This is a genomic window from Streptomyces sp. NBC_01390, from assembly GCF_045040105.1.
In the GTDB taxonomy this organism is placed as follows: Bacteria; Actinomycetota; Actinomycetes; order Streptomycetales; family Streptomycetaceae; genus Streptomyces.
In genome coordinates this window covers 6,703,247-6,728,071 of record NZ_CP109551.1, presented here as the reverse complement: position 1 = coordinate 6,728,071, position 24,825 = coordinate 6,703,247, and the positions used below count along the sequence as shown (strand labels likewise).

15 protein-coding genes, 1 tRNA gene, 1 rRNA gene and 1 riboswitch are annotated in these 24,825 nt (G+C 70.3%); of the genes, 7 read left to right on the top strand and 10 right to left on the bottom strand.

What is annotated here, in order from left to right; translation table 11 throughout:
• Positions 1-231 precede the first annotated feature (231 nt).
• Positions 232-1,758, bottom strand: a 16S ribosomal RNA gene (locus OG241_RS30355).
• A gap of 695 nt (positions 1,759-2,453) precedes the next feature.
• Complete coding sequence (locus tag OG241_RS30350) at positions 2,454-3,002, bottom strand: MarR family transcriptional regulator (RefSeq protein WP_327696457.1); 549 nt, start codon at positions 3,000-3,002, stop codon at positions 2,454-2,456.
• Between the two features lie 147 nt (positions 3,003-3,149).
• Between OG241_RS30350 and OG241_RS30345 the strand changes: the two genes are divergently transcribed.
• Entirely contained in the window at positions 3,150-4,424 is a 1,275-nt protein-coding gene (locus OG241_RS30345; protein WP_405826493.1) for an MFS transporter, read from the top strand.
• A 46-nt stretch (positions 4,425-4,470) separates the two neighbouring features.
• Here OG241_RS30345 and OG241_RS30340 read toward each other — a convergent pair whose 3' ends face one another.
• From OG241_RS30340 to OG241_RS30330, 3 genes are all read right to left on the bottom strand, one after another.
• Positions 4,471-5,301: a class I SAM-dependent methyltransferase gene (locus OG241_RS30340; RefSeq protein ID WP_405819673.1), complete on the bottom strand. Its 831-nt coding sequence runs from the start codon at positions 5,299-5,301 to the stop codon at positions 4,471-4,473.
• A 74-nt stretch (positions 5,302-5,375) separates the two neighbouring features.
• A complete protein-coding gene (locus OG241_RS30335; RefSeq protein ID WP_405819672.1) occupies positions 5,376-7,061 on the bottom strand; it encodes a SpoIIE family protein phosphatase in 1,686 nt (561 codons plus the stop codon).
• 207 nt (positions 7,062-7,268) lie between these two features.
• On the bottom strand, positions 7,269-8,648 hold the full coding sequence (locus OG241_RS30330; protein WP_405819670.1) for an NAD(P)/FAD-dependent oxidoreductase: 1,380 nt from the start codon (positions 8,646-8,648) through the stop codon (positions 7,269-7,271).
• 379 nt (positions 8,649-9,027) lie between these two features.
• Between OG241_RS30330 and OG241_RS30325 the strand changes: the two genes are divergently transcribed.
• Together OG241_RS30325 and OG241_RS30320 are read left to right on the top strand one after the other, a co-directional pair.
• Entirely contained in the window at positions 9,028-9,849 is an 822-nt protein-coding gene (locus OG241_RS30325; RefSeq protein WP_405819669.1) for a TetR/AcrR family transcriptional regulator, read from the top strand.
• 225 nt (positions 9,850-10,074) lie between these two features.
• The gene (locus OG241_RS30320; RefSeq protein ID WP_405819667.1) at positions 10,075-12,081 is read left to right on the top strand and encodes a sigma-70 family RNA polymerase sigma factor; all 2,007 of its coding nucleotides are present in this window, start codon (positions 10,075-10,077) and stop codon (positions 12,079-12,081) included.
• Positions 12,082-12,483: 402 nt separating this feature from the next.
• On the opposite strand, the gene OG241_RS30315 is transcribed toward OG241_RS30320, so the two are convergent.
• Entirely contained in the window at positions 12,484-14,652 is a 2,169-nt protein-coding gene (locus OG241_RS30315) for an asparagine synthase-related protein (RefSeq protein WP_405819665.1), read from the bottom strand.
• Between the two features lie 888 nt (positions 14,653-15,540).
• On the opposite strand from OG241_RS30315, the gene OG241_RS30310 reads away from it, so the two are divergent.
• From OG241_RS30310 to OG241_RS30295, 4 genes are all read left to right on the top strand, one after another.
• Positions 15,541-16,965, top strand: coding sequence for an MFS transporter (locus OG241_RS30310; protein ID WP_405819663.1), 1,425 nt, complete (start codon positions 15,541-15,543; stop codon positions 16,963-16,965).
• Between the two features lie 139 nt (positions 16,966-17,104).
• Positions 17,105-18,328, top strand: a complete 1,224-nt coding sequence (lhgO, locus tag OG241_RS30305; protein ID WP_405819661.1) for an L-2-hydroxyglutarate oxidase — start codon at positions 17,105-17,107, stop codon at positions 18,326-18,328.
• Positions 18,329-18,501: 173 nt separating this feature from the next.
• Positions 18,502-19,353, top strand: a complete 852-nt coding sequence (gene trmB / locus OG241_RS30300; protein WP_405819659.1) for a tRNA (guanosine(46)-N7)-methyltransferase TrmB — start codon at positions 18,502-18,504, stop codon at positions 19,351-19,353.
• Between the two features lie 25 nt (positions 19,354-19,378).
• Entirely contained in the window at positions 19,379-20,779 is a 1,401-nt protein-coding gene (locus OG241_RS30295; RefSeq protein ID WP_405819657.1) for a PrsW family intramembrane metalloprotease, read from the top strand.
• Positions 20,780-20,819: 40 nt separating this feature from the next.
• Here OG241_RS30295 and OG241_RS30290 read toward each other — a convergent pair whose 3' ends face one another.
• From OG241_RS30290 to OG241_RS30275, 4 genes are all read right to left on the bottom strand, one after another.
• A complete protein-coding gene (locus OG241_RS30290) occupies positions 20,820-21,764 on the bottom strand; it encodes an aldo/keto reductase (protein WP_405819656.1) in 945 nt (314 codons plus the stop codon).
• A gap of 139 nt (positions 21,765-21,903) precedes the next feature.
• Positions 21,904-22,965 carry a M23 family metallopeptidase gene (locus tag OG241_RS30285; protein WP_405819654.1) on the bottom strand — a complete coding sequence of 354 codons (1,062 nt, stop codon included), beginning with the start codon at positions 22,963-22,965 and terminating at the stop codon, positions 21,904-21,906.
• Positions 22,966-22,976: 11 nt separating this feature from the next.
• Positions 22,977-23,134, bottom strand: a riboswitch (cyclic di-AMP (ydaO/yuaA leader).
• A 337-nt stretch (positions 23,135-23,471) separates the two neighbouring features.
• A tRNA-Met gene (locus OG241_RS30280) sits at positions 23,472-23,545 on the bottom strand.
• 88 nt (positions 23,546-23,633) lie between these two features.
• Positions 23,634-24,773, bottom strand: coding sequence for a dihydrofolate reductase family protein (locus OG241_RS30275; RefSeq protein ID WP_405819652.1), 1,140 nt, complete (start codon positions 24,771-24,773; stop codon positions 23,634-23,636).
• Between the last annotated feature and the right edge of the window lie 52 nt (positions 24,774-24,825).

The following is a 24,825-nucleotide window of genomic DNA, read 5'->3' as shown; positions in this document are numbered from 1 at the left end:
CTGAAGGCGACCGTTTCCGGCCGTACCCTCAGACACCCAACAGCGTGCCCGACACCCCCGCCCCCCAGATCAGCTTTCCACGCCCCCCAAAAGGGGACAGTACTTGCAGCCTGAGACGACCGACGGTGCCGAATAATCAACGTTCCACCCATGAGCAACCACCGTCGAACGTATGCCGACGTAATGGTCCTGGACCACCAGACAATGTCTGGCGGCCTAGATGCTCCTTAGAAAGGAGGTGATCCAGCCGCACCTTCCGGTACGGCTACCTTGTTACGACTTCGTCCCAATCGCCAGTCCCACCTTCGACAGCTCCCTCCCCGTAAGGGGTTGGGCCACCGGCTTCGGGTGTTACCGACTTTCGTGACGTGACGGGCGGTGTGTACAAGGCCCGGGAACGTATTCACCGCAGCAATGCTGATCTGCGATTACTAGCAACTCCGACTTCATGGGGTCGAGTTGCAGACCCCAATCCGAACTGAGACCGGCTTTTTGAGATTCGCTCCGCCTCACGGCATCGCAGCTCATTGTACCGGCCATTGTAGCACGTGTGCAGCCCAAGACATAAGGGGCATGATGACTTGACGTCGTCCCCACCTTCCTCCGAGTTGACCCCGGCAGTCTCCTGTGAGTCCCCATCACCCCGAAGGGCATGCTGGCAACACAGAACAAGGGTTGCGCTCGTTGCGGGACTTAACCCAACATCTCACGACACGAGCTGACGACAGCCATGCACCACCTGTACACCGACCACAAGGGGGCACCCATCTCTGGATGTTTCCGGTGTATGTCAAGCCTTGGTAAGGTTCTTCGCGTTGCGTCGAATTAAGCCACATGCTCCGCTGCTTGTGCGGGCCCCCGTCAATTCCTTTGAGTTTTAGCCTTGCGGCCGTACTCCCCAGGCGGGGAACTTAATGCGTTAGCTGCGGCACCGACGACGTGGAATGTCGCCAACACCTAGTTCCCACCGTTTACGGCGTGGACTACCAGGGTATCTAATCCTGTTCGCTCCCCACGCTTTCGCTCCTCAGCGTCAGTAATGGCCCAGAGATCCGCCTTCGCCACCGGTGTTCCTCCTGATATCTGCGCATTTCACCGCTACACCAGGAATTCCGATCTCCCCTACCACACTCTAGTCTGCCCGTATCGAATGCAGACCCGGGGTTAAGCCCCGGGCTTTCACATCCGACGCGACAGACCGCCTACGAGCTCTTTACGCCCAATAATTCCGGACAACGCTTGCGCCCTACGTATTACCGCGGCTGCTGGCACGTAGTTAGCCGGCGCTTCTTCTGCAGGTACCGTCACTTTCGCTTCTTCCCTGCTGAAAGAGGTTTACAACCCGAAGGCCGTCATCCCTCACGCGGCGTCGCTGCATCAGGCTTTCGCCCATTGTGCAATATTCCCCACTGCTGCCTCCCGTAGGAGTCTGGGCCGTGTCTCAGTCCCAGTGTGGCCGGTCGCCCTCTCAGGCCGGCTACCCGTCGTCGCCTTGGTGAGCCACTACCTCACCAACAAGCTGATAGGCCGCGGGCTCATCCTGCACCGCCGGAGCTTTGAACCCACCCCCATGCGAGGGAAGGTATTATCCGGTATTAGACCCCGTTTCCAGGGCTTGTCCCAGAGTGCAGGGCAGATTGCCCACGTGTTACTCACCCGTTCGCCACTAATCCACCCCGAAAGGCTTCATCGTTCGACTTGCATGTGTTAAGCACGCCGCCAGCGTTCGTCCTGAGCCAGGATCAAACTCTCCGTGAATGTTTACCGGATATCCGGTGCACACACACGAGAGCGGAACAGTCAAGCGGAATAAGCCCGACCGTTCACAGCGTCCTCGCTGTGTTTGTGTTACTTCAAAGGAACCTCGAACTCACAGAACATTCCGTGAGCCGGGGTATCAACAAATCTGGCGTTGATTTTTGGCACGCTGTTGAGTTCTCAAGGAACGGACGCTTCCTTCGTACTCACCCGAGAGACTCTCTCAGGCTTTCCTCCGGGCAGTTTCCCTTCGGTCCTACTGTTTAACTTTGTCTCGCTGTCCTGCGTTTCCGACTCTATCAGACCGTTTCCGTATCCGATTTCCTCGGTGCTTTCCAGGTTTTCGCTTTCGCGTTTCCCTTTCCGGCGACTCCGACTCTACCAGATCCTTTCGGGCCTGATTCCCAGTCAGTGGGGCTTGTCCTCCCGGCTGTTGGGCCGTTCCGACGTCTCAAACCCTAGCGGATCCCCTCAGCGATTCCCAATCGGGCCGCTGAGCTCCATCGAGTTCCATTCGAATTGAATTCGGGCACACCGAAATCAACCCGGCTGGGAGATCGTGCTGATGGTTTGGTTTGCCGCTGCTGCGGCGGAGGTGCTGCCGCAGAACCGTTACGGCCCCGTGGCAACCCGGAGAACATTACGGATCGGGATGGGGGATGTCAAGCACCGTCTACCCGCCACTGTCAAGATCTTTAGTCGAGGTCGCTGAGTCGCCCGCCGGCGTCCGGCTGGGCGTGCTCCACGCGGCGCAGGAGACGGGTCAGGACGTCGCCGAGCCTGCCACGTTCGTCCTGGGAGAGGTCCTGGAGGAGGTCCTCTTCGAAGACCGTCGCCAGGCGCATCGCCTCCAGCCACTTCTCGCGGCCCTCGTCCGTCAGCTCCACGATCACGCGGACCCTGTTGGACTCGTCGCGCTCCCTGGTGACCAGTCCCTCCGTCACCATCCGGTCGATCCGGTGGGTCATCGCGGCCGGAGTCAGGCCCAGCCGCTTCGCCAGGTCGCTCGGGCCCATGCGGTACGGGGCGCCGGAGAGCACCAACGCCTTGAGGACCTCCCACTCGGCGTTGCTGATGCCGAGCGTCGCGGTCTGGCGGCCGTACGCCACGTTCATCCGGCGGTTCAGCCGGCCCAGGGCCGTGACGATCTTCTCGACCTGGGGGTCCAGGTCCCTGAACTCGCGCTGGTAGGCGGCGATCTGCTCATCGAGCGTCGGCTCGCCGACGGCGGGGGTGTCACCCATGTGCGCAGTATCCCATGCGGGCGCTTGGCGTCGAAGTCCTTCGAGGTGTACCGTTCAAATCTCAACTTTAGCTTCGAAGTCTTCAGGCCTAACCCCTTCGGTAGGCGTACGACTTCACGATCAAGGCAGGTGAAAGTGACCAGGGCGATGGGCGCGGAGATGCGCCGGATCCATGTGGGCAGCGCACTCAGCACGTTCGGGCTGGGCTTCACCGTCCCCTATCTGTACGTCTATGTGGCGCAGGTGCGGGGACTGGGAGCCATGACGGCGGGTCTCGTACTCGCCGTCTTCGCTGTGGCGGCGCTGGTCGTGCTGCCGTTCGCCGGGCGGGCCATCGTCCGGCGCGGCCCACTGCCGGTGCTGCTCGTCGCCCTGGTCACCGCCGCTGTCGGCGCGATGGGCCTCGGGCTCGCCGCCAACGCCACCGCCGTACTCGTGGCCGCTGTCGCGCTGGGGGCCGGGCAGGCCGTGATGCAGCCGGCGCTCGCGACGATGATCGTGGACTTCTCGTCGGCGGAGACGCGGTCGCGCGCCTTCGCCACCCAGTTCTTTCTGCAGAACCTCGGGCTGGGCGTCGGTGGGCTCATCGGCGGGCATCTCGTGGACACGACCCGGGTCGGCTCGTTCACCCTGTTGTTCGGCATCGAGGCGGCGATGTTCCTGTTGCTCGCCGTGATCATGGCGACCGTACGGATGCCGCGTTTGCCGAGGATCGACGGTGCGCCGGCTCAGGCCAAGGGCAGCTGGAAGCAGTTGCTGGAGAACCGGGCGATGGTGCAGCTGTGTGTGCTGGGGTTCGTTCTCTTCTTCGCCTGTTACGGGCAGTTCGAGTCGGGGCTGAGCGCGTACGGGGTCGAGGCAGCCGGTATTTCGACGTCCGCGCTCGGGTCGGCGCTGGCGGCGAACACCGCGGTGATCGTGGTCGCCCAGTTCGCGGTGCTCAGGTTCGTCGAGCGGCAGAAGCGGTCCCGGGTGATCGCGGCCGTGGGGATCCTGTGGGCCGTCGCGTGGGGCGTGGCGGGTTATGCGGGGCTCGGGCACGGCAGCCAGGCCATGGCGACCGCCGCGTTCGTGTCGACGTACGCGCTGTTCGGGCTCGGGGAGGCGATGCTGTCGCCGACCATCGCGCCCTTGGTGGCCGATCTGGCGCCGGCCGGGCTCGCGGGGCAGTACAACTCGGCGTTCGCCCTGGTGAAGCAGCTCGCGCTGGCGGTCGGTCCTGCGGTGGGCGGGCCGCTCGGGGCTTCGCTGCACGCGCCGTACATCGTGATGTTCCTGCTGTTCTCGCTGGGGATCAGCGTCCTCGCCGTACGGCTCGGGCGGCAGCTGACCCCCGTACAGAATCAGCCGTCTCTGGCGCGGCGCAGTCGGGTGGTCGCGCAGGGCGGGGCTCCGGTGGAGGCCGTGGTGCCTACTACGTAGTAGTAGGCAGTAGTAGGCACGGGTCGGGGCTTTCTCCTGTCAGCTGTCAGCGGGTGGCTGTGGCCAGGGTGGTGGTGAAGGGGAGGGTTGCCGAGCCGTCGGGGGACGTGTGGGGGGTTAGGGCCTCGCGGATCGTTTCCGCTGCCTCGGCGAAGCGGGCCGGGCCGCCCGCCTCCTCGATCGACTGGCCCCATGGGACGGCCGCCAGGTGGCCCGCGGCGAAGCCCGCGAAGTCTGGGAACTCGATGGCGAAGGTGACCTCGCGGGTCGTGATGTCGTGGAAGCCGGCGGTGGTCAGGGCGGCGGTGAGGCGGTCCGCGGGGCAGGAGAGGGAGGTGGCGAAACGTGCCTTCGCCTCCGGGTCGCCGTGTTCGGTGACCGCCTTGAGATGAGCGGCCATGTACGGGGAGCGTTCCGCGGGCGGGGTCCAGGCCGTGGCCGTGAAACGACCGCTTGGGCGGGTGACGCGGGCGGCTTCGGTGAGTGCGGCCACCAGGTCGGGGAAGAACTGGACGCCCTGTTGGCAGAGGACCGCGTCGAACGAGTCGTCCGGGTAGGGGAGTTTGTCGGCCGGGGCCTGGGTGAACTCGATGTCCGGGTACATCCGGGGTGCGTGGCGTGCGGCGGTCGTGAGCATGCCCTCGAGGAGGTCGGCGGCGGCCACGTGGCCCGTGGGGCCGACCTGGGCGGCGGCGGCCCGGGCCACGAAGCCGGTGCCGCAGGCCAGGTCGAGCACCTGGGCGCCCGGGAAGAGGTCGGCGGCCTCGACGACCGCGGTGACGAAGGGCGCCATCAGGGGGGCGCTGTAGCGCTCGTAGTGTTCTGTGGCGTCGTGTGTGGCGTTGTCTTTGAGGGGGAAACCTTTGGGATCTGCCATGCAGGAGCTACTAGCAGGCGACGACGGGTTCGCCTAGGGGTGGCGCAGAAGCCCTGAACGCCGGACGGTCCTGATCACTTGCCCCCCGGCAGCACGAATTCGCACCACACCGCCTTCCCGCCCCCCGGTGTCCGGCGTGAGCCCCAGCTCGTGGCGACCGTCGCGATGATGGCGATGCCGCGGCCCGATTCGTCGCCGGGTTCCGCGGTGCGGCGCAGGGGGAGGTGGTCGTCGCCGTCCGTCACCTCGACGATGAGGCGGCGGTCCGTGCGGCGCAGGCGCAGGCGCATCGGGGGTGTGCCGTGCTGGAGGGAGTTCGCGACCAGTTCGCTGGCCGCCAGGACGCCCACGTCGTGCAGTTCGGTGGGGAAGCGCCAGCTCGTCAGGACGCCGGAGGCGAACGCACGCGCGCGCGGGGCCGCCTCGATGCCGCCCAGGAGTTCCAGGGCCGCGTTGCGGAACAGGTCGCTGTCGGGGCCGGTGCGGGCCGGGTGCTGGAGGACCAGGACCGCCACGTCGTCGTCGTGGTCGGCGGTGACGCCCGCCGAGCGGACCAGGCGGTCGCAGACGACCTGGGGGCTGCCCGTGGCGCCGGCGAGGGCGCGTTCCAGGGCGGCGATGCCCTCGTCGAGGTCCTCGTTGCGGCGTTCCACCAGTCCGTCGGTGTAGAGGACCGCCGTGGAGCCCGGGGTGAGCGCGATCGAGCCCGAGGCGTGCATCCAGCCGCCGGTGCCGAGGGGTGGGCCCGTGGGTTCGTCGGCGCGCTGAACGATCCCGCTCTCGTCGCGGACGAGGATCGGGAGGTGGCCCGCGGAGGCGTAGACGAGCTTGCCCTCGTTCGGGTCGTGGACGGCGTACACGCAGGTGGCGATCTGGTTGGCGTCGATCTCCATGGCGAGGCCGTCGAGGAGCTGGAGGACCTCGTGCGGGGGGAGGTCGAGGCGGGCGTACGCGCGGACCGCTGTACGGAGTTGGCCCATGACCGCTGCCGCGCGCACTCCTCGGCCCATGACGTCGCCGATGACGAGGGCTGTGCGGCCGCCGCCCAGGGTGATGACGTCGTACCAGTCGCCGCCCACCGCCGCTTCCGTGCCGCCGGGATGGTAGGTGGCTGCCACGCGGAGGTCGTCCGGTTCCTCCAGTTCCTGGGGGAGGAGGGAGCGCTGGAGGGTCACCGCGGTCTCGCGCTGGCTGCGTTCGCTGGCGCGCAGGCGTTCGGCGGCCTCGGCGTGGTCGGTGACGTCGGCGGCGAAGATGAGGACACCGCCACTCCCTTCGGGAGTGGCCGTCGCTTCGACCGGGGTGCACGTGATCGTGTACGAGCGTCCGCTGTGCGCCTTGCGGGACTTGAGCGTGCGGGGCTTGGAGCTGCGCAGGACCTGGTCCAGGAGGGGCAGCAGGCCCAGTTCGTCGAGTTCGGGGGCCGCCTCGCGGGCGGGGGCGCCCTCCGCGCGGACGCCGAAGGCCGCCGTGTAGGCGTCGTTGGCGTACGCGATGCGGTGGTCCGGGCCGTGGACGATGGCGACCAGTGCCGGGATGCGGTCCAGGACCTCGCGGGTGGGCAGGTCGTCGACCGCGGGGAGGCAGGGGGCCGCGTCGGTGAGCCGCTCGGCGCGGGCGGCGGGTACGGAACCGGGGCCCGAGCCGGAGCTCTCGCCGCGTCGGTCGGGCAGCCGGTCCGGGCTGATCGTGTGATCGGTCCGCGCTGCGGCGCGGCGCTGCGTTCCGGGAAGTCGGGCGCTCCAGCGCGTGAAGTTCACGAATCCTTGCCTCGTGTTCGTCGGCACAGGCCGGCAGCGGGTCGGCCGGAGGTACGGGGGACGTCCCCCGGGAGATACAGCACTTACGGAAAGCCTCGTGGGTAGAGAAGGGTGTGCGGCGAGGGACGTGGAGCCAGTCTGGCAGGGTGGCCGACCGGGCCGACATCCTTCAGACGTCGGCCGCGTCGGTGGAGTTCCTGGATCGGGTCAGGAGGACCCCTTCGGGTCCTGGTTCCGGTTCTGGGGAGGCTTCCCACCGGCCGCGAGTTCGAACTCCGCGCGGGGATGTTCGAGTGAACCGAGGGAGACGATCTCCCGCTTGAAGAGTCCCGACAGGGTCCACTCGGCGAGCACCCGGGCCTTGCGGTTGAAGGTGGGCACCCGGCTCAGGTGGTAGACGCGGTGCATGAACCAGGCGGGGTAGCCCTTCAGCTTGCGCCCGTAGACGTGTGCGACACCCTTGTGGAGTCCCAGGGAGGCTACTGAACCGACGTACTTGTGGGAGTACGTTTCGAGCGGTTCGCCCCGCAGGGAGTGCGCGATGTTGTCGCCGAGGACCTTGGCCTGGCGTACCGCGTGCTGGGCGTTGGGGGCCGTCTCCTTGCCGGGTTCCGCGGCCGTGACGTCGGGGACGGCGGCGGCGTCTCCCGCCGCCCACGCGTGCGTGGTGCCCTCGATCCGCAGCTCGGCGGTGGCCTTCAGGCGTCCGCGCTCGTTCAGCGGGAGGTCGGTGGCGGCGAGCAGGGGGTGGGGTTTGACGCCGGCGGTCCACACGACCGTACGGGTGGGGAAGCGGGCGCCGTCGCTGAGGACGGCGACCCGGTCCGCGCAGGAGTCGAGGCGGGTCTCCAGGCGTACGTCGATGTTGCGGCGGCGCAGCTGCGTGACCGTGTACTTGCCCATCTCCTCGCCGACCTCGGGCAGGATGCGGCCCGATGCCTCGACGAGGATCCACTTCATGTCCTCGGGCTTGACGTTGTGGTAGTACCGCGCGGCGTAGCGGGCCATGTCCTCCAGCTCGCCGAGCGCCTCCACACCGGCGTAGCCGCCGCCCACGAAGACGAAGGTCAGGGCCGCGTCGCGGATCGCGGGGTCGCGGGTGGAGGAGGCGATGTCCATCTGTTCGATGACGTGGTTGCGCAGGCCGATGGCCTCCTCGACCGTCTTGAAGCCGATCGCGTGTTCGGCGAGGCCGGGGATCGGGAGGGTCCGCGAGACCGAGCCGGGGGCGAGGACGAGTTCGTCGTACGTCAGTTGCTGGGCGCCCGTTCCCTCCTCCGTGGTGGCGAGGGTGGTGACGGTCGCGGTGCGCTTGGCGTGGTCGATCGCGGTGACCTCGCCGACGACGATCCGGCACCGGTCGAGGACGCGGCGCAGCGGTACGACGACATGGCGGGGCGAGATGGAGCCCGCGGCCGCCTCCGGGAGGAACGGTTGATAGGTCATGTACGGGTCCGGAGTGACGACGGTGATGTCGACCTGGCCCCGTTTCAGCTCCTGCTGGAGCTTCCGCTGGAGGCGCAGGGCCGTGTACATCCCGACGTAGCCGCCGCCGACAACGAGAATGCGCGCACGTTCCTTCACCATCCCATGACGCACCCAGCGCTCGCGTTTGTCCACAGGCCCGGCAATTTGTGTGACCTTCGGACAGTGGGCCGAAACGTTGCCCGAAACGACGGCGTGCGGGGCATAGTCGCAGCTCAGCGGGTGTGAGCCGGGTGGCGGGAAGGGGCGTAACCGGGACGTAAGCGACGCGTAGTCCGATCGGGCGGCACCCTGCGCGGAACGTGCCCCTTCTGAATTGACCCTCGCTCAACTATGTTCGTAGGTCGACGGGGTGTAGGGGGATGCGCTCTTTCGGGTTCGCTCCACGACGGGTGGGCCCGTTGTTCAGTGCTGTTCCGTGCGCTCCGGCTGCCAATGGCGGGGAGTCTCCGGGGGGAGACGTCATTACCGGGGGAACATTATGCACATTCAGGATTCTCGTTGGTCATCCGCGTCCGCCATCGCACCAGGCGGACCGGTCAGCGCGGCGGCGGGCAACGGACGCGGTGACACATCGCGTACGGCGCCGCTGCGTGTGGACGCACAGCGCAATCTGGAGCACGTGCTGCGCGCGGCACGTGAGGTCTTCGGCGAGCTGGGGTACGGCGCGCCGATGGAGGATGTGGCGCGGCGTGCCCGGGTGGGTGTCGGCACGGTGTACCGGCGCTTCCCGAGCAAGGACGTACTGGTCCGACGGATAGCCGAGGAGGAGACCTCCCGGCTGACCGACCAGGCTCGTGCGGCGCTCGGGCAGGAGGACGAGCCGTGGTCGGCGCTGTCGCGCTTCCTGCGGACGTCGGTGGCCTCGGGTGCCGGGCGGCTGTTGCCGCCGCAGATACTGCGGGTCGGTGTCGCCGACGACGATGCTTCTGGTGGCCCCGGTGGTTCGGGTGACGCCGGTGGTTCGGGTGGTCTCGGCCTCGACGAGGCACGGGTCCCGCAGCAGCGGACCCAGCCGACGGGTGCCGGTTTCGGCGCCGGGGAACTGCGACTGGTGTCCGACGACGCCGCGGCGGCCGCCCTGGCGGACGACGCGGGCGCGGCGGCACTGCTGGAAGTGGTGGGCCGGCTCGTGGAGCGGGCGCGCGAGGCGGGCGTACTGCGGCCGGACGTGTCGGTGTCGGACGTACTGCTGGTGATCGCGACGGCGGCGCCCTCGCTGCCGGACGCGGCGCAGCAGGCGGCGGCCTCGTCACGGCTGCTGGACATCCTGCTGGAGGGGTTGCGGTCACGGCCCCTGTGAGAGAAACAAACCAGGTATTTCGGGCGGTCCGGACAACTCCCCGCCAGGGAGCGCCGGTTGAGCATTCCCCGTTCGGGTGAACGTTAGTACCTCGGTGCGGGAAGTCCCCACGGACGAGTGGTTGGTTCGTTCCAGCCGCCCTGAACAAAAGCCAATATGGCACTCTGACCCGGTGTTCGGGACTCGATGTGCAGGCAGCTGTGCAGGCGGCGGGGGCTTTCCGCGATGAGCTTTGACGGGCGGGACGAGTCACTCGGTGACAGTTCACTCGGTGGCGGTGACCCGGAGTCCGGCGGCGGCCTGACCTCACCCCAGGTGCCGAACCAGGGCGGGCCGGGAGGCGTTCAGTACCTCGGCGGCTCGATGGACGGCGCGGAGTACCCGGAGTACCTCGACGACCCGATGGAGAACAGCGTTCCGGCGCAGCGCGGGGGCAGCCTGCTGCCGCCCCGCGCGGACAGTGTGCTGCCGCCGCCCATCGAGCTGCCGCCGTCCGACACCGACCTGATCGGGCGCATGCGCTCGGGCGACGACACGGCGTACGAGGAGCTGTACCGGCGTCACGCCGACGCCGTACGCCGGTACGCGCGCACGTGCTGCCGTGACGGCCACACCGCCGACGACCTGACCGCCGAGGTCTTCGCCCGCATGCTCCAGGCGGTGCGCGGCGGTTCCGGTCCCGAGTACGCCGTACGCGCCTATCTGCTCACCTCGGTCCGCCGGGTCGCCGCGAACTGGACGACGTCGGCGAAGCGCGAGCAACTGGTCGACGACTTCGCGGTGTTCGCGGCCCAGGCCGCGCGCGGTTCCGAGGTGGCCGCCGACCACGACACGCTGGATCTCGGCGCCGACGTCCGCGCGATGCACGAGGCCGAGCGGTCCATGGCCATGCAGGCGTTCCGGTCGCTGCCCGAGCGGTGGCAGGCCGTGCTGTGGCACACCGAGGTCGAGGACGAGTCGCCGAGCGAGGTCGCCACGCTGTTCGGGCTGGACGCCAACGGCACGCGCGTGCTCGCCAGCCGGGCCCGCGAAGGGCTCAAGCAGGCCTACCTCCAGGCCCACGTCAGCGCCACCCTCGTCACCGACGAGGAGTGCTCCCGCTACGCCGACCGGCTCGGCGCGTACGCCCGCGGTGGTCTGCGCAGCCGGGCCGAACGTGGGCTGCGCAAGCACCTGGAGGAGTGCGCCAGGTGCCGGCTGGCCGCGGGCCAGATCAAGGAGGTCGCCAGCGGCATTCCCGCCGTCGTACCGCTCGCGGTCATCGGCTGGTTCGGCGCCGCCGGGTACGCCAAGGTGGCCGCGCTGGTCGCCGGGGGCGCCGGAGCGGGTGCGGTGGGCGTCGGTGGCGCGGCAGCCGCGGCGAGCGGTTCGTCGTCCGGCGGGGCCGGGGGTGGCGCGGCGGTCTCGGAGGGGCTGGGCGCGCCGGTGAAGGCGGGGATCGCGGCGGGGGTCGTCGCCGTCGGGATCGCTGCCGTGGTGTTCGCGCTGGCCGGTGACCAGGTTCCGAAGAAGCCGGTGGCCCAGCCGGCCCCGTCCGCGCCCGTGAGCCGGCCCGAGGCACCGACGCCGCCCCCGAGCCCGACGCCGCCCGAGCGGGAACCCGACCCGGTCGTCCCGGCCCTGGCCCCGGCCGAGGTGCCCGCCCCCACCCCGAGCCCCAGCCCCAGCGCCACCCCGACTCCGGCCCCGACACCTACCCCGAGCCCCACCCCCACTCCGACCCCCAGCCCGCCCCCGACTCCGGCGCCCACGCCCACCCCGACGCCCCCTCCCCCGCCTCCACCGCCGCCGCCGGCCCCGGCCGACTACCAGTGGAACGAGTTGGAGTACGGCATCACCGGTGACGGCACCAAGCCCGAGATGCGGCTCGGCGAGAGCAGTTGGGTGTGGCAGCGGTGGGGGGTGGCTGTCGCGGACAAGCGGTACGAGCACGGGGTGACCGTCCACGGGCAGTCCTCGGTCACCGTCGATCTCAACCGCGACTGTGCCTCGTACGACGCCCTGGTCGGTGTCGACGACATGATGCTGGGCGTCGGGCAGGTGCGCTTCTCGGTGTTCGCCGACGGGGTGCGCATGTGGCAGTCCGGGGTGGTCCAGGGCGGGCAGGAAGCCGTGCCCGTCCACGTCGACCTCACCGGGCGCAAGACGATCCGCCTCGTCGTGGAACCTCACTCGCCGTTCGACTCGGTGGTACTCGCGGACTGGGCGGAGTCCAGGTTCATGTGCCGGTGACGGGGGTGGCGGTGGTTGGGGTGTCTTTCACTCGCCCCCGCCGCCCCTACCCGCCCCATCCCTGGGGGCTGCGCCCCCAGACCCCCCTGTCGCGCTGAACGCGCTCGTCCTCAAACGCCGGACGGGCTGGAGGTGCGGGCCAGCGCTCGACCTCAGACCCCGGACAGGCCGGGAGGTGCGGGCCCGCGCTCGTTCTCAAACGCCGGACGGGCTGGAGGTGCGGGCCCGCGCTCATTCTCAAACGCCGGACGGGCTGGAGGTGCGGGCCCGCGCTCATTCTCAAACGCCGGACGGGCTGAGGGTGCGGGTCGGGGCTGGAGAGGTGCGGCCTGGGCTGGAAAGAAGCCGTAGACGGGTGGGCGGGTGGGAAACACGACCTGGACTGCACCCACCCCCGCCCGGCTAACCGCCGGAGGCGTGTGCTCCGGCGCCTGCTCCCAGGGCTCCCCTCTGGGGGGTGATTCCCCCCGGTACGGCCCGTTGGCGGGCCGGGGTTCCGGTCCAGCAGGTGCCTCGGCGGGAGAGGAGGCGGCGTAGCCACACCTCCAGGGAGACCAGGTCCGCCAGGCCGTCCAGGGGGAGGGGTTCGCCCGCCGCGGCGGCACGGAGGGCCTTGCGGACCACTCTCGCCTCCACCAGACCCGCCTCCGCGAGCAGCGGCGTGTCGAACAGGGTCATCAGGGACTCCACCGACACCCGCAGGCCCGTCCGCGACGCCGCGTTCGCCGACGCGTGGGAGGGCGCGCCCCAGCCGGGGGGCAGGTCCGCGACGCCGGCGCCTTCCAGGACCGTACGGAGGATGGACGCCCGGGCGCCCGGCTGGACCCGCAGCGCTTCGGGAAGGGCCCGGCAGGCGCGTACCACCTGGTTGTCCAGGAAAGGCGTGTGCAGACGCTGGAAGCGGATCTCCGCGGCCTGTTCCAGGACACGTACGTCGGCCGCCTGGCGGGCCAGTGCCGCCCGCGCGCGGAAGTCCCCGGGACGTTGGCCGGGGCCGACACCGACGCCCGCACGATCCGTGGCCCAGTTGAGGCGAACCGATACTTCAGCGAGCGCCTCACCGGTCAGCCAGCGCGCGGCCGGGCCGGGTCTCGCCCAGGTGAGCGCGGCCAGCGAGGCCCCCACCGCACCCCCGGGCTCGTCGAACCGGCGCTGCATCAGCCGGTCGGCGAGGTTCTCGATGCCGGCCCGGTAGGGCGTACGGGAGAGCTTGCGGGCGGCGCCGTACACGCGCGCGGGGACCATCACCGAGCCGTCGGCCTTCGCGAGCGCCGCCACCGGACGGACCAGGTGCCGGCGCTTGCGGTCCATCAGGAGGTCGGCCAGGCGGGCGGGGTGGGCGTCCAGCACCTGCCGGGCGCCGTAGCCGGTGAAGTGGTCGGCGCTGCCCGAGGCCAGGCGGGCGCGATGACGGGCCGCCGTCACCAGGGACGGACCCGGTTCGTCGGTCAGCGGGCCCTCCAGGTCGGCGTACGGGAGGACGTCCTCACCGCCCGCCACCACCACGTGGTGCAGGCGCGGATTCGCCGCGAGGGCGCCCGCCCGCTCCAGTTCCGCCTCACGCCCGCCCACGACCAGGTCGTTGAAGGTGACCGCCACGAGCCGCTCCCCGGCGCCCGTGCCGTGCCCCAGTACCGTCCCCGGCATGCCCGGGAGGCCCGCCGCCAGGAGCGCGAGTGTCCCCGAGGCCGGCCCGCCGGACAGGTCCGCCCCTATCCCCGGTACGGGCATCCCGCGCGCGGCACGCCGTTCCGCGGGGCCCATGCCTGGCACGGGGCCGGGGTCGACGTCGGCGCCGGGTACATGGCGAGGGGCCGACAGCCGGGCACGTACCGCGTCGACCAGCGCGTCCCGTACGCCGTCCACCGCCCTGTCGGGGTCCACGGAGGCCGCCGCGACCGCGAGGGAGGCGACCGGCTCGTACCCGGCGATCTCACGCGCCCCGGCGCGCAGGATCAGCGCGTGCCCGGGCGGAATGCGCCGTACGCCGTCGTACGGGGTCGAGTCGTGCAGCGCGGCCGGTACGTCGGGGGCCGCGAGAAGGGCGGCGAGGTGACCGAAGTCGAGGTTGGCCTCGATGAGGTCGGCGAGCGGGAGGGCCGCCGTCGCGTAGGCCGTACCGCCCGCCCAGGGGGTGTGGAACACCGGGCGCGCGCCCGCGAGGTCGCCGCAGACCATGAGCCGGCGCCCCACCTGGACGATCGCCGTGTAACTGCCCGGCCAGGCCGTCAGATGGCGAAGTGCCCCTCCGCGGGCGGCGAACAGGGCCACGCGCAGCTGCTCGTCGGTGGCTCCGCAGGTGCCCAGGACGGCGATCCGGGTCTGGTCGTCGGCCCGCACGACGCGTACCTCGTCGGGGCGCCAGTCGCCGACCGCCCAGAGCGGATCGGGGTCTCCCCAGAGGAGTTGGGAACCGACCGGGTGGACCGTCTCGCCCTCGTAGCCGGTCGCCCCTGCCGCGTATCCGGCTCCGGTTCCCGTTCCGGCTCCGTCAGCCGCGTAACCGGCAGGTCCTGTCGCGAACTTGGCGGCCACAGCTGCGGTGCTGCTCCATCCCACCAACCACCGCATCGACGCCTCCACAGGCTGTGGACAACCAGTGCACCGGACGAACTCGGCACCATGCTGCCATGAAGGACGCGCCCAGGAGGGACGGCAGAGCCGCTCGTGCTCCCCGAAGTGCGCCCCTGCGAACTCCTGTGCACCCCCTGGAACATGCCCGCACGGCCGCGAACGCACGCGCGGACCAAGGGACTTCAGGGTTCTCCGGGAGATTTCCGGGGACTTCCGGGGTTGCTCGTCCCGGTGGGGAGGCCCGTTCAAAGTCCGAGGGAAGGGACTTCGGCCGTCGGATCAGAAGGCGGATCAGAAGATCGCCGTTCCCTGGTGGGAAGTTCGCAACCCGTCGAGCAGGGAGACCGCGAGACAGGCAGGGCCGCTGCCGCGACCTGAATGCGCCCCCGTTACGCTCCCCCAAGACGCCCCACGCGCCCTCAATTTCCGTGGTGGGAGGGGTAATCGACCCGGTACGACGGGGTCTGTTTTCGGCCAAGTTGGCGAAGCGGGGGCAGGCTCGCGCACGCTCCGTACAGGCTCTGCGGAGCGCAGCGCCTACGCACAGTCCGGGAGGCGGAGTTCGCCTCCCGGACCGGTCCGCCGCCCGCGGGGATGTAGGCGGCGGTGTCCCCCAGCCCACTGGATCCAGTACAGCGGGCCGACCCACGCAGAATCCATGGAAGCGCTCCCGCCATGGCCGGAGAAGAGCGCACGGACAGGCGCACGGCCACACGTCGGGGGCACGTCGCAACGGTGCGTACATCCCCAGAACTTCCGTACGGACCACAATCCCGCCATCCGGAACAATGCCCCTTAACGCTTGGGATGCGGCGAACTACGCTGGGTTTACGAATGCCGGGTGGTTATGCCAGCGCGGCAGCCGTCTGTGTCGAGGGGTGGCGCATGTCCAGGGAGCAACGCGGGCCGAACGAAAAACTCGGCGCCGTTCTCGCCCTCGCGGGAATCAGCAACGCAGGACTCGCGCGTCGCGTCAACGACCTTGGCGCTCAACGCGGGTTGACTCTTCGCTACGACAAGACGTCGGTGGCGCGCTGGGTGTCGAAGGGCATGGTGCCGCAGGGCGCCGCGCCGCACCTCATCGCGGCCGCCATCGGCCAGAAGCTCGGCCGCCCGGTGCCGCTCCACGAGATCGGCCTGGCGGACGCGGACCCCGCGCCCGAGGTGGGCCTCGCCTTCCCCAGGGACGTCGGACAGGCCGTCCGCTCGGCCACCGACCTCTACCGTCTCGACCTCGCGGGCCGGCGTGCCGGTTCCGGCGGGATCTGGCAGTCGCTCGCCGGATCGTTCGCGGTGAGCGCGTACGCGACGCCGGCCTCACGATGGCTGATAACCCCGGCCGACAGCTCGGTGGCACGCGACGCGAACCCCTCCGAGGGCTCCGGGGCACCGTTGAAAGTCGGCCACAGCGATGTGCTGAAGCTGCGGGAGGCCGCGGAGGACGCCAGACGCTGGGACTCCAAGTACGGCGGCGGCGACTGGCGTTCCTCGATGGTGCCCGAGTGCCTGAGGGTGGAGGCGGCGCCCCTGCTGCTGGGGTCGTACTCCGACGAGGTGGGACGCGCGCTCTTCGGGGCGTCCGCCGAACTCACCCGCCTCGCCGGGTGGATGGCCTTCGACACCGGTCAACAGGAGGCCGCGCAGCGGTACTACATCCAGGCGCTGCGGCTCGCCCGTGCGGCGGCGGATGTTCCGCTGGGGGGCTACGTCCTGGCCTCGATGTCGCTGCAGGCCACCTACCGGGGCTTCGGCGACGAGGGTGTCGACCTCGCCCAGGCCGCCCTGGAGCGCAACCGGGGCCTCGCGACGGCCCGCACGATGAGTTTCTTCCGGCTGGTCGAGGCACGGGCCCACGCGCGCGCGAGTGACGCCCACGCGGCCGGCGCCGCGCTGCGCTCCTCGGAGAGCTGGCTGGAGCGGGCCCGCGACGGCGACGGCGACCCCTCCTGGCTCGGCTTCTACGGATACGACCGCTTCGCCGCCGACGCCGCCGAGTGCTACCGCGACCTGAAGGCACCGCGTCAGGTCCGCCGTTTCACGGAGCAGGCACTGTCGAAGCCGACCGAGGAGTTCGTGCGCTCGCACGGGCTGCGGCTGGTCGTCTCGGCGGTCGCCGAGCTCGAGTCGGGCAACCTCGACGCGGCATGCGAGCAGGGCGTACGGGCGGTGGAGGTCGCGGGGCGCATCTCCTCGGCGCGCACCACTGAGTACGTGAAGGATCTGCTGCACCGGCTGGAGCCCTACGGGGACGAGCCGCGGGTGGTGGAGCTGCGGGAGCGGGCCCGGCCGCTGCTGATGACTCCGGCGTAGGTTTCACCGGGTGCGCGGACGCTGCGTCGTGTGTCTGCGTCGTGTGGCTGCTTACCCGGTCCATTCTCCTGTCCGCTTCTCGCGTTTGAAGTGACTGTCAGTGGCGCAGTGCACTATCGAAAGCAGGAGGTGGGGCGCGGTGGAGCCGACGCGTGGGTTCGATTACGACTGTGACGTGCTGGTGATCGGTGGGGGGATCGTCGGTCTGTCGACGGCGTATGCGATCACGCGCGCCGCCCCGGGCACCCGGGTGACGGTGCTGGAGAAGGAATCGGGCCCGGCGCGGCACCAGACGGGCCGCAACAGCGGGGTGATCCACAGCGGGATCTACTACCGGCCCGGCTCCCTCAAGGCCGAGTACGCGGTGCGGGGCGCCGCCGAGATGGTCAAGTTCTGCGCGGAGTACGGCATCGCCCACGCCGTCACCGGCAAGCTGATAGTCGCTACGGAACGGGACGAGCTGCCCCGTCTGCACGCCCTCGTCCAGCGCGGCCGGGAGAACGGCATTCCGGTGCGTGAGCTGGGCCCCTCCCAGATCGGGGAGTACGAGCCGGAGGTGCGGGGCCTCGCCGGCATACACGTCGGCACGACAGGGATCTGCGACTACGTGGCGGTCGCCCGGCAGCTGGCCGAGTCCTCCGGGGCGGAGATCCGGTACGGGGCCGAGGTGGTCCGCGTCGACCGGCGGCCGGAGCTCGGGGTGGCCGTGCGGACGGCGGGGCCGGGCGGCGGCGAGATCGTGCGGGGGCGGGTGCTGGTCAACTGCGCCGGGCTGTACTGCGACGAGGTGGCGCGGCTGACCGGCGACGACCCCGGGATGCGGATCGTGCCGTTCCGGGGCGAGTACTTCACGCTGGCGCGGCCCGAGCTGGTGCGGGGGCTGGTGTATCCGGTGCCGGATCCGGCGTTCCCGTTCCTCGGGGTCCATCTCACCCGGGGGATCGACGGGAGCGTCCACATCGGGCCCAATGCCGTGCCGGCGCTGGCCCGCGAGGGATACGGGTGGGGGACCGTACGGATGCGCGAGCTGGGGGCGACGGTGGCGTGGCCGGGGTCGTGGCGGATAGCCGCGCGGCACTGGCGGTACGGGGGCGGGGAGCTGCGGCGGTCGGTGTCCAAGAAGGCGTTCGCGCGGGCGGTGCGGAGGTTGTTGCCGGTGGTGGCGGACGGGGATCTGGTGCCTGCGGCGGCGGGGGTTCGGGCGCAGGCGGTGCTGCGGGACGGGACGCTGGTGGACGACTTCCTCATCCGGGAGGGGGCGAGGGCGGTGCATGTGCTGAACGCGCCTTCGCCGGCGGCGACGGCGTCGCTGCCGATCGGGCGGGAGGTCGCGCGGCGGGCGTTGAGTGTGCTGGGTGCGTGACGCGGGCCCGAGCGTTTTTCGCCCCCGCCGCCCCTACCCGTCCCATCCCGTTCCTGGGGGCTGCGCCCCCAGACCCCCCATCGGCCCTGAAGGGGCCTCGTCCTCAAACGCCGGACGGGCTGGATAGTGCTGGGCGGGGCTGAATGGTGGCGGGCGGTAAAATCGGGCGCATTGTGTCTGACTCCCCTGACTCCGCCGCCCCCGCTCCCTCCCCCGCCCCTTCCCCTTCCCCCTCCCCTTCCCCCTCCGCCGAGCCGACGTCCGCCCCGGACTCCGCTCCCGTTCGGGCCAAGGGTGTGCCCCGGTTTCCCGGGGGGCCGCAGGCTGATCCCGCTGGGTCTCATTTCGAGCGGCGGATCAGGAGCTTTCAGCCTCGGCGCAGTCGGGTCACCGCTGGGCAGGGTGACGCGTTGCGGCGGCTGTGGCCGAAGTGGGGCCTCGACATCGACGGTCATGCCCTCGACCTCGGCGAGTTGTTCGGCGACGACCTGCCCGTCGTGCTCGAGATCGGGTTCGGGATGGGCGAGGCCACCGCGAGGATGGCTGCCGACGATCCCCGGACCAACATCCTCGCCGTCGACGTGCACACCCCGGGCCAGGGCAACCTGCTCAACCTCGCCGACCAGCAGGGGCTGACCAACGTCCGCGTCGCCAACGGTGACGCCATCATCCTGCTCCGCGAGATGCTCACCCCCGACTCCCTCGACGGCCTGCGCGTCTACTTCCCCGACCCCTGGCCCAAGAAGCGGCACCACAAGCGGCGGCTGATCCAGCCCGAGTTCCTCGACCTGGTCGCCGACAGGCTGCGCCCGGGCGCCGTCGTGCACTGCGCGACCGACTGGGAGCCGTACGCCGAACAGATGCTCGAGGTGCTCGACGCGCACCCGGAGTTCGAGAACACCCGACCGGGGGGCGGTTACGCGCCACGTCCGGAGTTCCGGCCGCTGACCCGTTTCGAGGGCCAGGGACTTGAGAAGGGTCATGTCGTGAACGACCTGCTGTTCCGCCGCGTACAGCACTCGTAGGGCACCCGCCGTTAGGGTCAATGCCGTGGCCACCTTTCCCCCGTACCCGACGCATCCCAGCGGCCCGGCCGACGGTCCCGTCGGCGGGGCGCTGCGGCACGCGCACTGGTGGCAGCGGCCCTGGGTGCGTTACGGCGCCCTCATCAGCCTGCTCGCGCTCTCCGGGCTCGTCATCCTCGCCCTGGTCCGCGAACAGACCGGCACCGAGGGGTTCCTGGTCGGGCTCGGGCTCGCCGTACTGCCCGTGCCGTTGCTCGTCGCGGCGTTCCGGTGGCTGGACCGGGTCGAGCCGGGCCCCTGGCGGAACCTGCTCTTCGCCTTCGCCTGGGGCGCCTGCGCGGCGGCCCTGATAGCGATCGTCGCCAACAGCTTCGCGACCAGATGGATAGCGACGGCCACCGCCGACCCGTCCGGCGCGGACACCCTCGGCGCGACCGTCATAGCGCCGATCGTCGAGGAGTCCGCCAAGGCGGCGGCCGTACTGCTCATCTATCTCTTCCGGCGGCGCGACTTCACCGGGATCGTCGACGGGGTCGTCATCGCCGGGGTCACCGCCACCGGTTTCGCCTTCACCGAGAACATCCTCTACATCGGCACCGCGTTCGGCACCGACCAGCTCACCGGAGACACCGGTATCGCCTCGGTCACCGCGGCGACCTTCTTCGTGCGCGTCGTCATGTCGCCGTTCGCGCACCCCCTGTTCACGGTCCTCACCGGCATCGGGTTCGGGATCTCCGCGCTGTGGGGCGAGGGCCGGCCCGTCCGCCGGGTGCTGCTGCCGCTGACCGGACTGCTGCTCGCGATGAGCATGCACGCCTTCTGGAACGGCTCGTCGACCTTCGGGGAGTACGGGTTCATCGCCGTGTACGCCGCCTTCATGGTGCCCGCGTTCGGGCTGCTGACCTGGCTGGTCATCTGGACCCGCCAGCGCGAACTGCGTACCGTACGCGCCGAGTTGCCCGCGTACGCGCTGGCCGGCTGGCTGACCCCGGCCGAGCCGTACGCCCTCGGCTCGATGCGCGCCCGCCGGCTGGCCCGCCAGTACGCCCGCCGCCACCTGGGCAGGCCCGCGGCCCGTGCGGTGGCGCAGTACGAGGCGTACGCCACCTCACTCGCGTTCCTGCGCCACCGGGGGCGCCTCGGCCGCGCGGGCCCCGACTTCGTCGTCCGGGAGCAGAAGCTGCTGGGCGAACTGTGGGAGCGCAGGGCGGTGGCCCGCCCGGCCCTGGTCCACGCGGCCCACGCCATCGCACCGGCCCCCGCCCCCGTACCGCCGGTCACCTGGCCGCCGTACGGCAGTCAGGGCTATCAGGGGTACCCGGGCCACCCGAACTACGGGCCGACGACGCCGTACCCCTCGTACAGCCACAACCCCGGCCCCGGGTACGGCCACAACCGGCCCGCCTACGACCCGTACCGCCCGTAGGCCGACGGCTCGTAGGCCCGTCACCGCGCTCGGCGGAGCCTCACGCCGAAGCCGCCGTGAGGCTCGCGACCTCCGCGTCCGTCAGTTCGAGCTCCGCCACCGCGAGCAGCGGCGGGAGCTGCTCGACCGTGCGGGCGGACGCGATCGGGGCCGCCACCGTCGGCTGGGCGGCCAGCCAGGCCAGGGCGACCGTCGCGACCTCCGCTCCCCGTGCCTCCGCGACGGCGTCCAGCGCGGCCAGGACCTTCCGGCCGCGCTCCGACTCCAGGTGCTGGGCGGCGCCCCCGGCACGCGGGCTGTCGACCGCCGTACCGGCGCGGTACTTGCCCGTGAGGAAGCCGGAGGCCAGCGCGTAGTACGGGACGGCGGCAAGACCCGTACGGGAGGCGATGTCGCGCCGCGGGCCCTCGTAGGTGTCGCGTGAGACCAGGTTGTAGTGGGGCTGGATGGCCACGTACTTGGCCAGGCCCTCACGGTCGGAGAAGTCCAGCGAGTCCTGGAGCCGCTCGGGCGAGAGGTTGGAGGCGGCGATGTACCGCACCTTGCCCGCGGTCACCAGTTCGTCGAGGGCGCCGATGATCTCCTCGACGGGCACCTCGGGCTGGTCGAAGTGCGTGAAGTACAGGTCGATGTGGTCGGTGCCGAGGCGGCGCAGGGAGGCGTCGGCGGCGGCCTTGATGTTGCCGCCGGAGAGGCCGGGATACTCGGGGTGCTGGCTGACCTTCGTGGCGACCACGATGTCCGAGCGGTTGCCCCGCGCCTTCAGCCAGTTGCCGATGATCGTCTCGGACTCGCCGCCCTTGTTGCCGTCGACCCAGGCCGAGTAGACGTCGGCGGTGTCGATGAAGTTGCCGCCGGCCGCGGCGTAGGCGTCGAGCACCTCGAAGGATTGCGTCTCGTCGGCGGTCCAGCCGAAGACGTTGCCACCGAGGGCGAGCGGGAAGACTTCCAGGTCCGATGAGCCGAGCTTGCGAAGAGCAGTCATGCTCGTCGTCAACGCCCGCCACGGAGGCCCCCATTCCGTCCGGTTCACGAAGACTGTGTGAACGACGCACAGCAAGAGGCCGGGGAAAGTGCCTCCCCGGCCTCTAGGATGCGGCTTCTACTGCTCTACGGCTTCGGCTCTACGGGTTGAGGCCCATGCTCCGCAGCCACGCCATCGGGTCGATGCCGGCACTGTCCGAGCTGCTGGTGTGCACCTCCAGGTGGAGGTGGGCCCCGGTGACGTTGCCGGTGGCGCCGACGCGGCCGATGACGTCACCCGTGGCGACCTTCTGGCCGACGCTGACGTTGATCGACGACTGGTGGGCGAACCACAGCTCGGTGCCGTCGTCGAGGGTGAGGATGGTGCGGTAGCCGTACGAGCCGCTCCAGCCCGCCTCGGTGACCGTGCCGCTGTGGATGGCCTTGATCGGCGTACCGGTGGGCGCAGCGAAGTCGAGGCCGGTGTGGTAGCCGGAGGACCACAGCGAGCCGGCCTGACCGAACGTCCCGGTGATCGTGTACGAGGAGGTCGGCAGCGTGTACTGCTTGGCGAGCGTGGCGAGACGCGCGGCCTCCACCTTCGCCGCCGCGGCCTCCGCGATCTTCTTCTTCTCGGCGGCGACCTTGGCCGCGGCCTCCCGCTTCACCTTGGCGGCCTCGGCGGCGGCCTTCCTCGCGGCGGCGTCCTGGGCGGCCTGCTGGACCTTGGCCTCGGCCTGGTCCTTCTGCTGCTCGGCCTGGAGGATGATGCGGCTGCGCAGGGCCTCGCCGGCGTCGCTGGTGCCCTGCTCGGTCTCCTCGGGAGTCACGCCGACGCTGCTGAGCGCGGTGGCGGAGCCCTTGGGCTCGTCGTCCGAGTCGTGCGTGAAGGGCGAGCCGACCGAGGGCAGGTCGGGGATGGAGATGGAGACCGGCGGCTTGCCGCTCTGCGCGGTGGCCATGCCGGCCCCGCCGACAGCGGCTATGACGCCGACGCCGAGAACGGTGGAGCTGCGGGCGAGCCCTCCGCCGCGCTGCTTGCCGACGCGGTGCCGGCCGCGAACAGGGCGGGTGGAGTCCGCGCTGGGATTCCACTCCTCCCAGGGGCCCTCGTCGGTGCGGTAGCTGCCGAAGCCGAAGGTCGGGATCTTCCCGTCCTCGGTCTCGCTGCTGCGCCGGTTCGGCACGGAGGGGGCTTCTGGGGCGGGCGGGTTTGACGCCACGTGGGCGTGCTCCTTTCCTTCCTTCTCGCCTACCGGGTTAGCTGACGGGTTCGGAGCAGGAAGGTCTCCTACGCGCGTATACCGGCCGTGTTGCCACGGAGGCGGACGAGCGATTCACCCCAAGTTGGTGGTTCCCCGGTTCCCTTGCGGGATTAGGCACTTGCGCACGGAGCCGACTCTTGTGACGGCTGGGACTACCGCGCTGCGTTATCGAACGTTAATAGACCTGGACACCGGATTCCAAGCTGTTCCCGTTGATCGTTAATCCTTTTCCCGAGGACTTTCTGGGTCACCACCGGTGAAAATCGGGCGAGTTGACCATGCCGTAAGTGACTGCCGAGTTTTGACGGAGTGTCAGATGTTATGCGGAACGAGATCGTTCACTCACCCTTGGTGACAGGCGATGACAGCCGACCTTCGACGCGATCGACGCGGGCACAAACGACTCAGGGAACGACTCAGGGCCGGAAAGCCACTTTCGTGGTTTTCCGGCCCTGGGCCTTCAGTAGCGGGGACAGGATTTGAACCTGCGACCTCTGGGTTATGAGCCCAGCGAGCTACCGAGCTGCTCCACCCCGCGCCGCTGAACACAACTATACGCCATCCGCGGGACCTCGATCACCAGCCTCGGTCGGGGTCCGGTGCCCGGGCCCCGCGGAAGCGGCACGTCAGCCGGGCAGGTGGGCGTTGGGGGCCTTGGCCCGCTCCGCGAACTCGGGGAGTACGACGACCTCGACGCCCTCCCCGGAGAGCAGCCCGTTCCCGTCCGCCGCCACCACGAAGGTGTCCGGCTCACGCCAGGCGGTGACCACCCGGCGGACGCCCGCGTCGAGGATCAGCCGGGCGCAGGGGGCGGGGCGGGAGGCTCGGCGGGCACAGGGCTCCAGGCTGCTGTAGACGGTGGCCGTCCGGAGCCGGGGGTCGGCCGGGTCGAGCTTCGCGAGCGCGGACTCCTCGGCGTGCACGACCGGGTCGCCGCCCTCCCGGGAGTGCCCGCGCGCCAGTTCCGTACCGTCGGCGGCCACCACCACCGCCCCCACGCTGAACGCCGTTCGCGACGGCGGACACAGCTGGGCCAGTTCGCACGCCAGTGCCAGCCAGTGCCGGTCGGCGGCGGAGGCGAGCGGGCCGGCGCCGGGGGCCGTGGGCTCGTACCGCATCAGGACGACGTCCTCGATACGGCGCGTCTCCGTGAGCCGGAGCCGGCCGCCCTGGTAGCCGCCGGGGCCGAAGAGACGGGGGGCGTCGGGGTCGCCGACGAAGAGGGGCGCGAGGACGAGCTGGAGTTCGTCGGCGAGGCCCTGCCGGAGAAGCTGGGTGTGGACGGTGCCACCACCCTCGACCATGAGGCGCCGGACACCCCGTACGTCATGCAGGTGTTCGAGCAGGGCTCGCCAGTCGAGCGCGCCGGGGCCCAGGGCCACGATGTCGACATCGGCGCCGAGGCCGGCCCGCCGGGCCTGTTCGGCACCCTTGTCCGTCGTGTACACGGCCTTCTCGCCACCCGTGTGCCAGAAGTTGGCGGCCGGGTCCAGCTCCCCCGATCCGCTCACGGTCACCTTGAGCGGATACTCGGGCTTTCCGGCCGCCAGCCGCGCGGCCCGCCGCTCGGGCGAGTTGACCAGGAGACGCGGGTTGTCGGCGCGGATGGTGCCGGCGCCGATGAGGATGGCGTCGCTGGCCGCCCGTACCTCGTCGACGCGGTCGAAGTCGGCGGGGCTGGAGAGCAGCAGCCGCTCGGGGCCGGTGTCGTCCAGGTAGCCGTCGAGAGAGACGGCGGCGGACAACAGGACGTGCGGGAGGGGCATGGGGCACTCTCTTCTTGTACCAGTGAGCTCGTGACCGGCGAGCTCTTGACCG

Bases quoted from the DNA above. Each gene is read 5' to 3' on its own strand.
- OG241_RS30350 (WP_327696457.1), bottom strand. From the start codon at position 3,002: ATGGGTGACACCCCCGCCGTCGGCGAGCCGACGCTCGATGAGCAGATC.
- OG241_RS30345 (WP_405826493.1), top strand. From the start codon at position 3,150: ATGGGCGCGGAGATGCGCCGGATCCATGTGGGCAGCGCACTCAGCACG.
- OG241_RS30340 (WP_405819673.1), bottom strand. From the start codon at position 5,301: ATGGCAGATCCCAAAGGTTTCCCCCTCAAAGACAACGCCACACACGAC.
- OG241_RS30330 (WP_405819670.1), bottom strand. From the start codon at position 8,648: ATGGTGAAGGAACGTGCGCGCATTCTCGTTGTCGGCGGCGGCTACGTC.
- OG241_RS30325 (WP_405819669.1), top strand. From the start codon at position 9,028: ATGCACATTCAGGATTCTCGTTGGTCATCCGCGTCCGCCATCGCACCA.
- OG241_RS30320 (WP_405819667.1), top strand. From the start codon at position 10,075: ATGAGCTTTGACGGGCGGGACGAGTCACTCGGTGACAGTTCACTCGGT.
- OG241_RS30315 (WP_405819665.1), bottom strand. From the start codon at position 14,652: ATGCGGTGGTTGGTGGGATGGAGCAGCACCGCAGCTGTGGCCGCCAAG.
- OG241_RS30310 (WP_405819663.1), top strand. From the start codon at position 15,541: ATGTCCAGGGAGCAACGCGGGCCGAACGAAAAACTCGGCGCCGTTCTC.
- OG241_RS30290 (WP_405819656.1), bottom strand. From the start codon at position 21,764: ATGACTGCTCTTCGCAAGCTCGGCTCATCGGACCTGGAAGTCTTCCCG.
- OG241_RS30275 (WP_405819652.1), bottom strand. From the start codon at position 24,773: ATGCCCCTCCCGCACGTCCTGTTGTCCGCCGCCGTCTCTCTCGACGGC.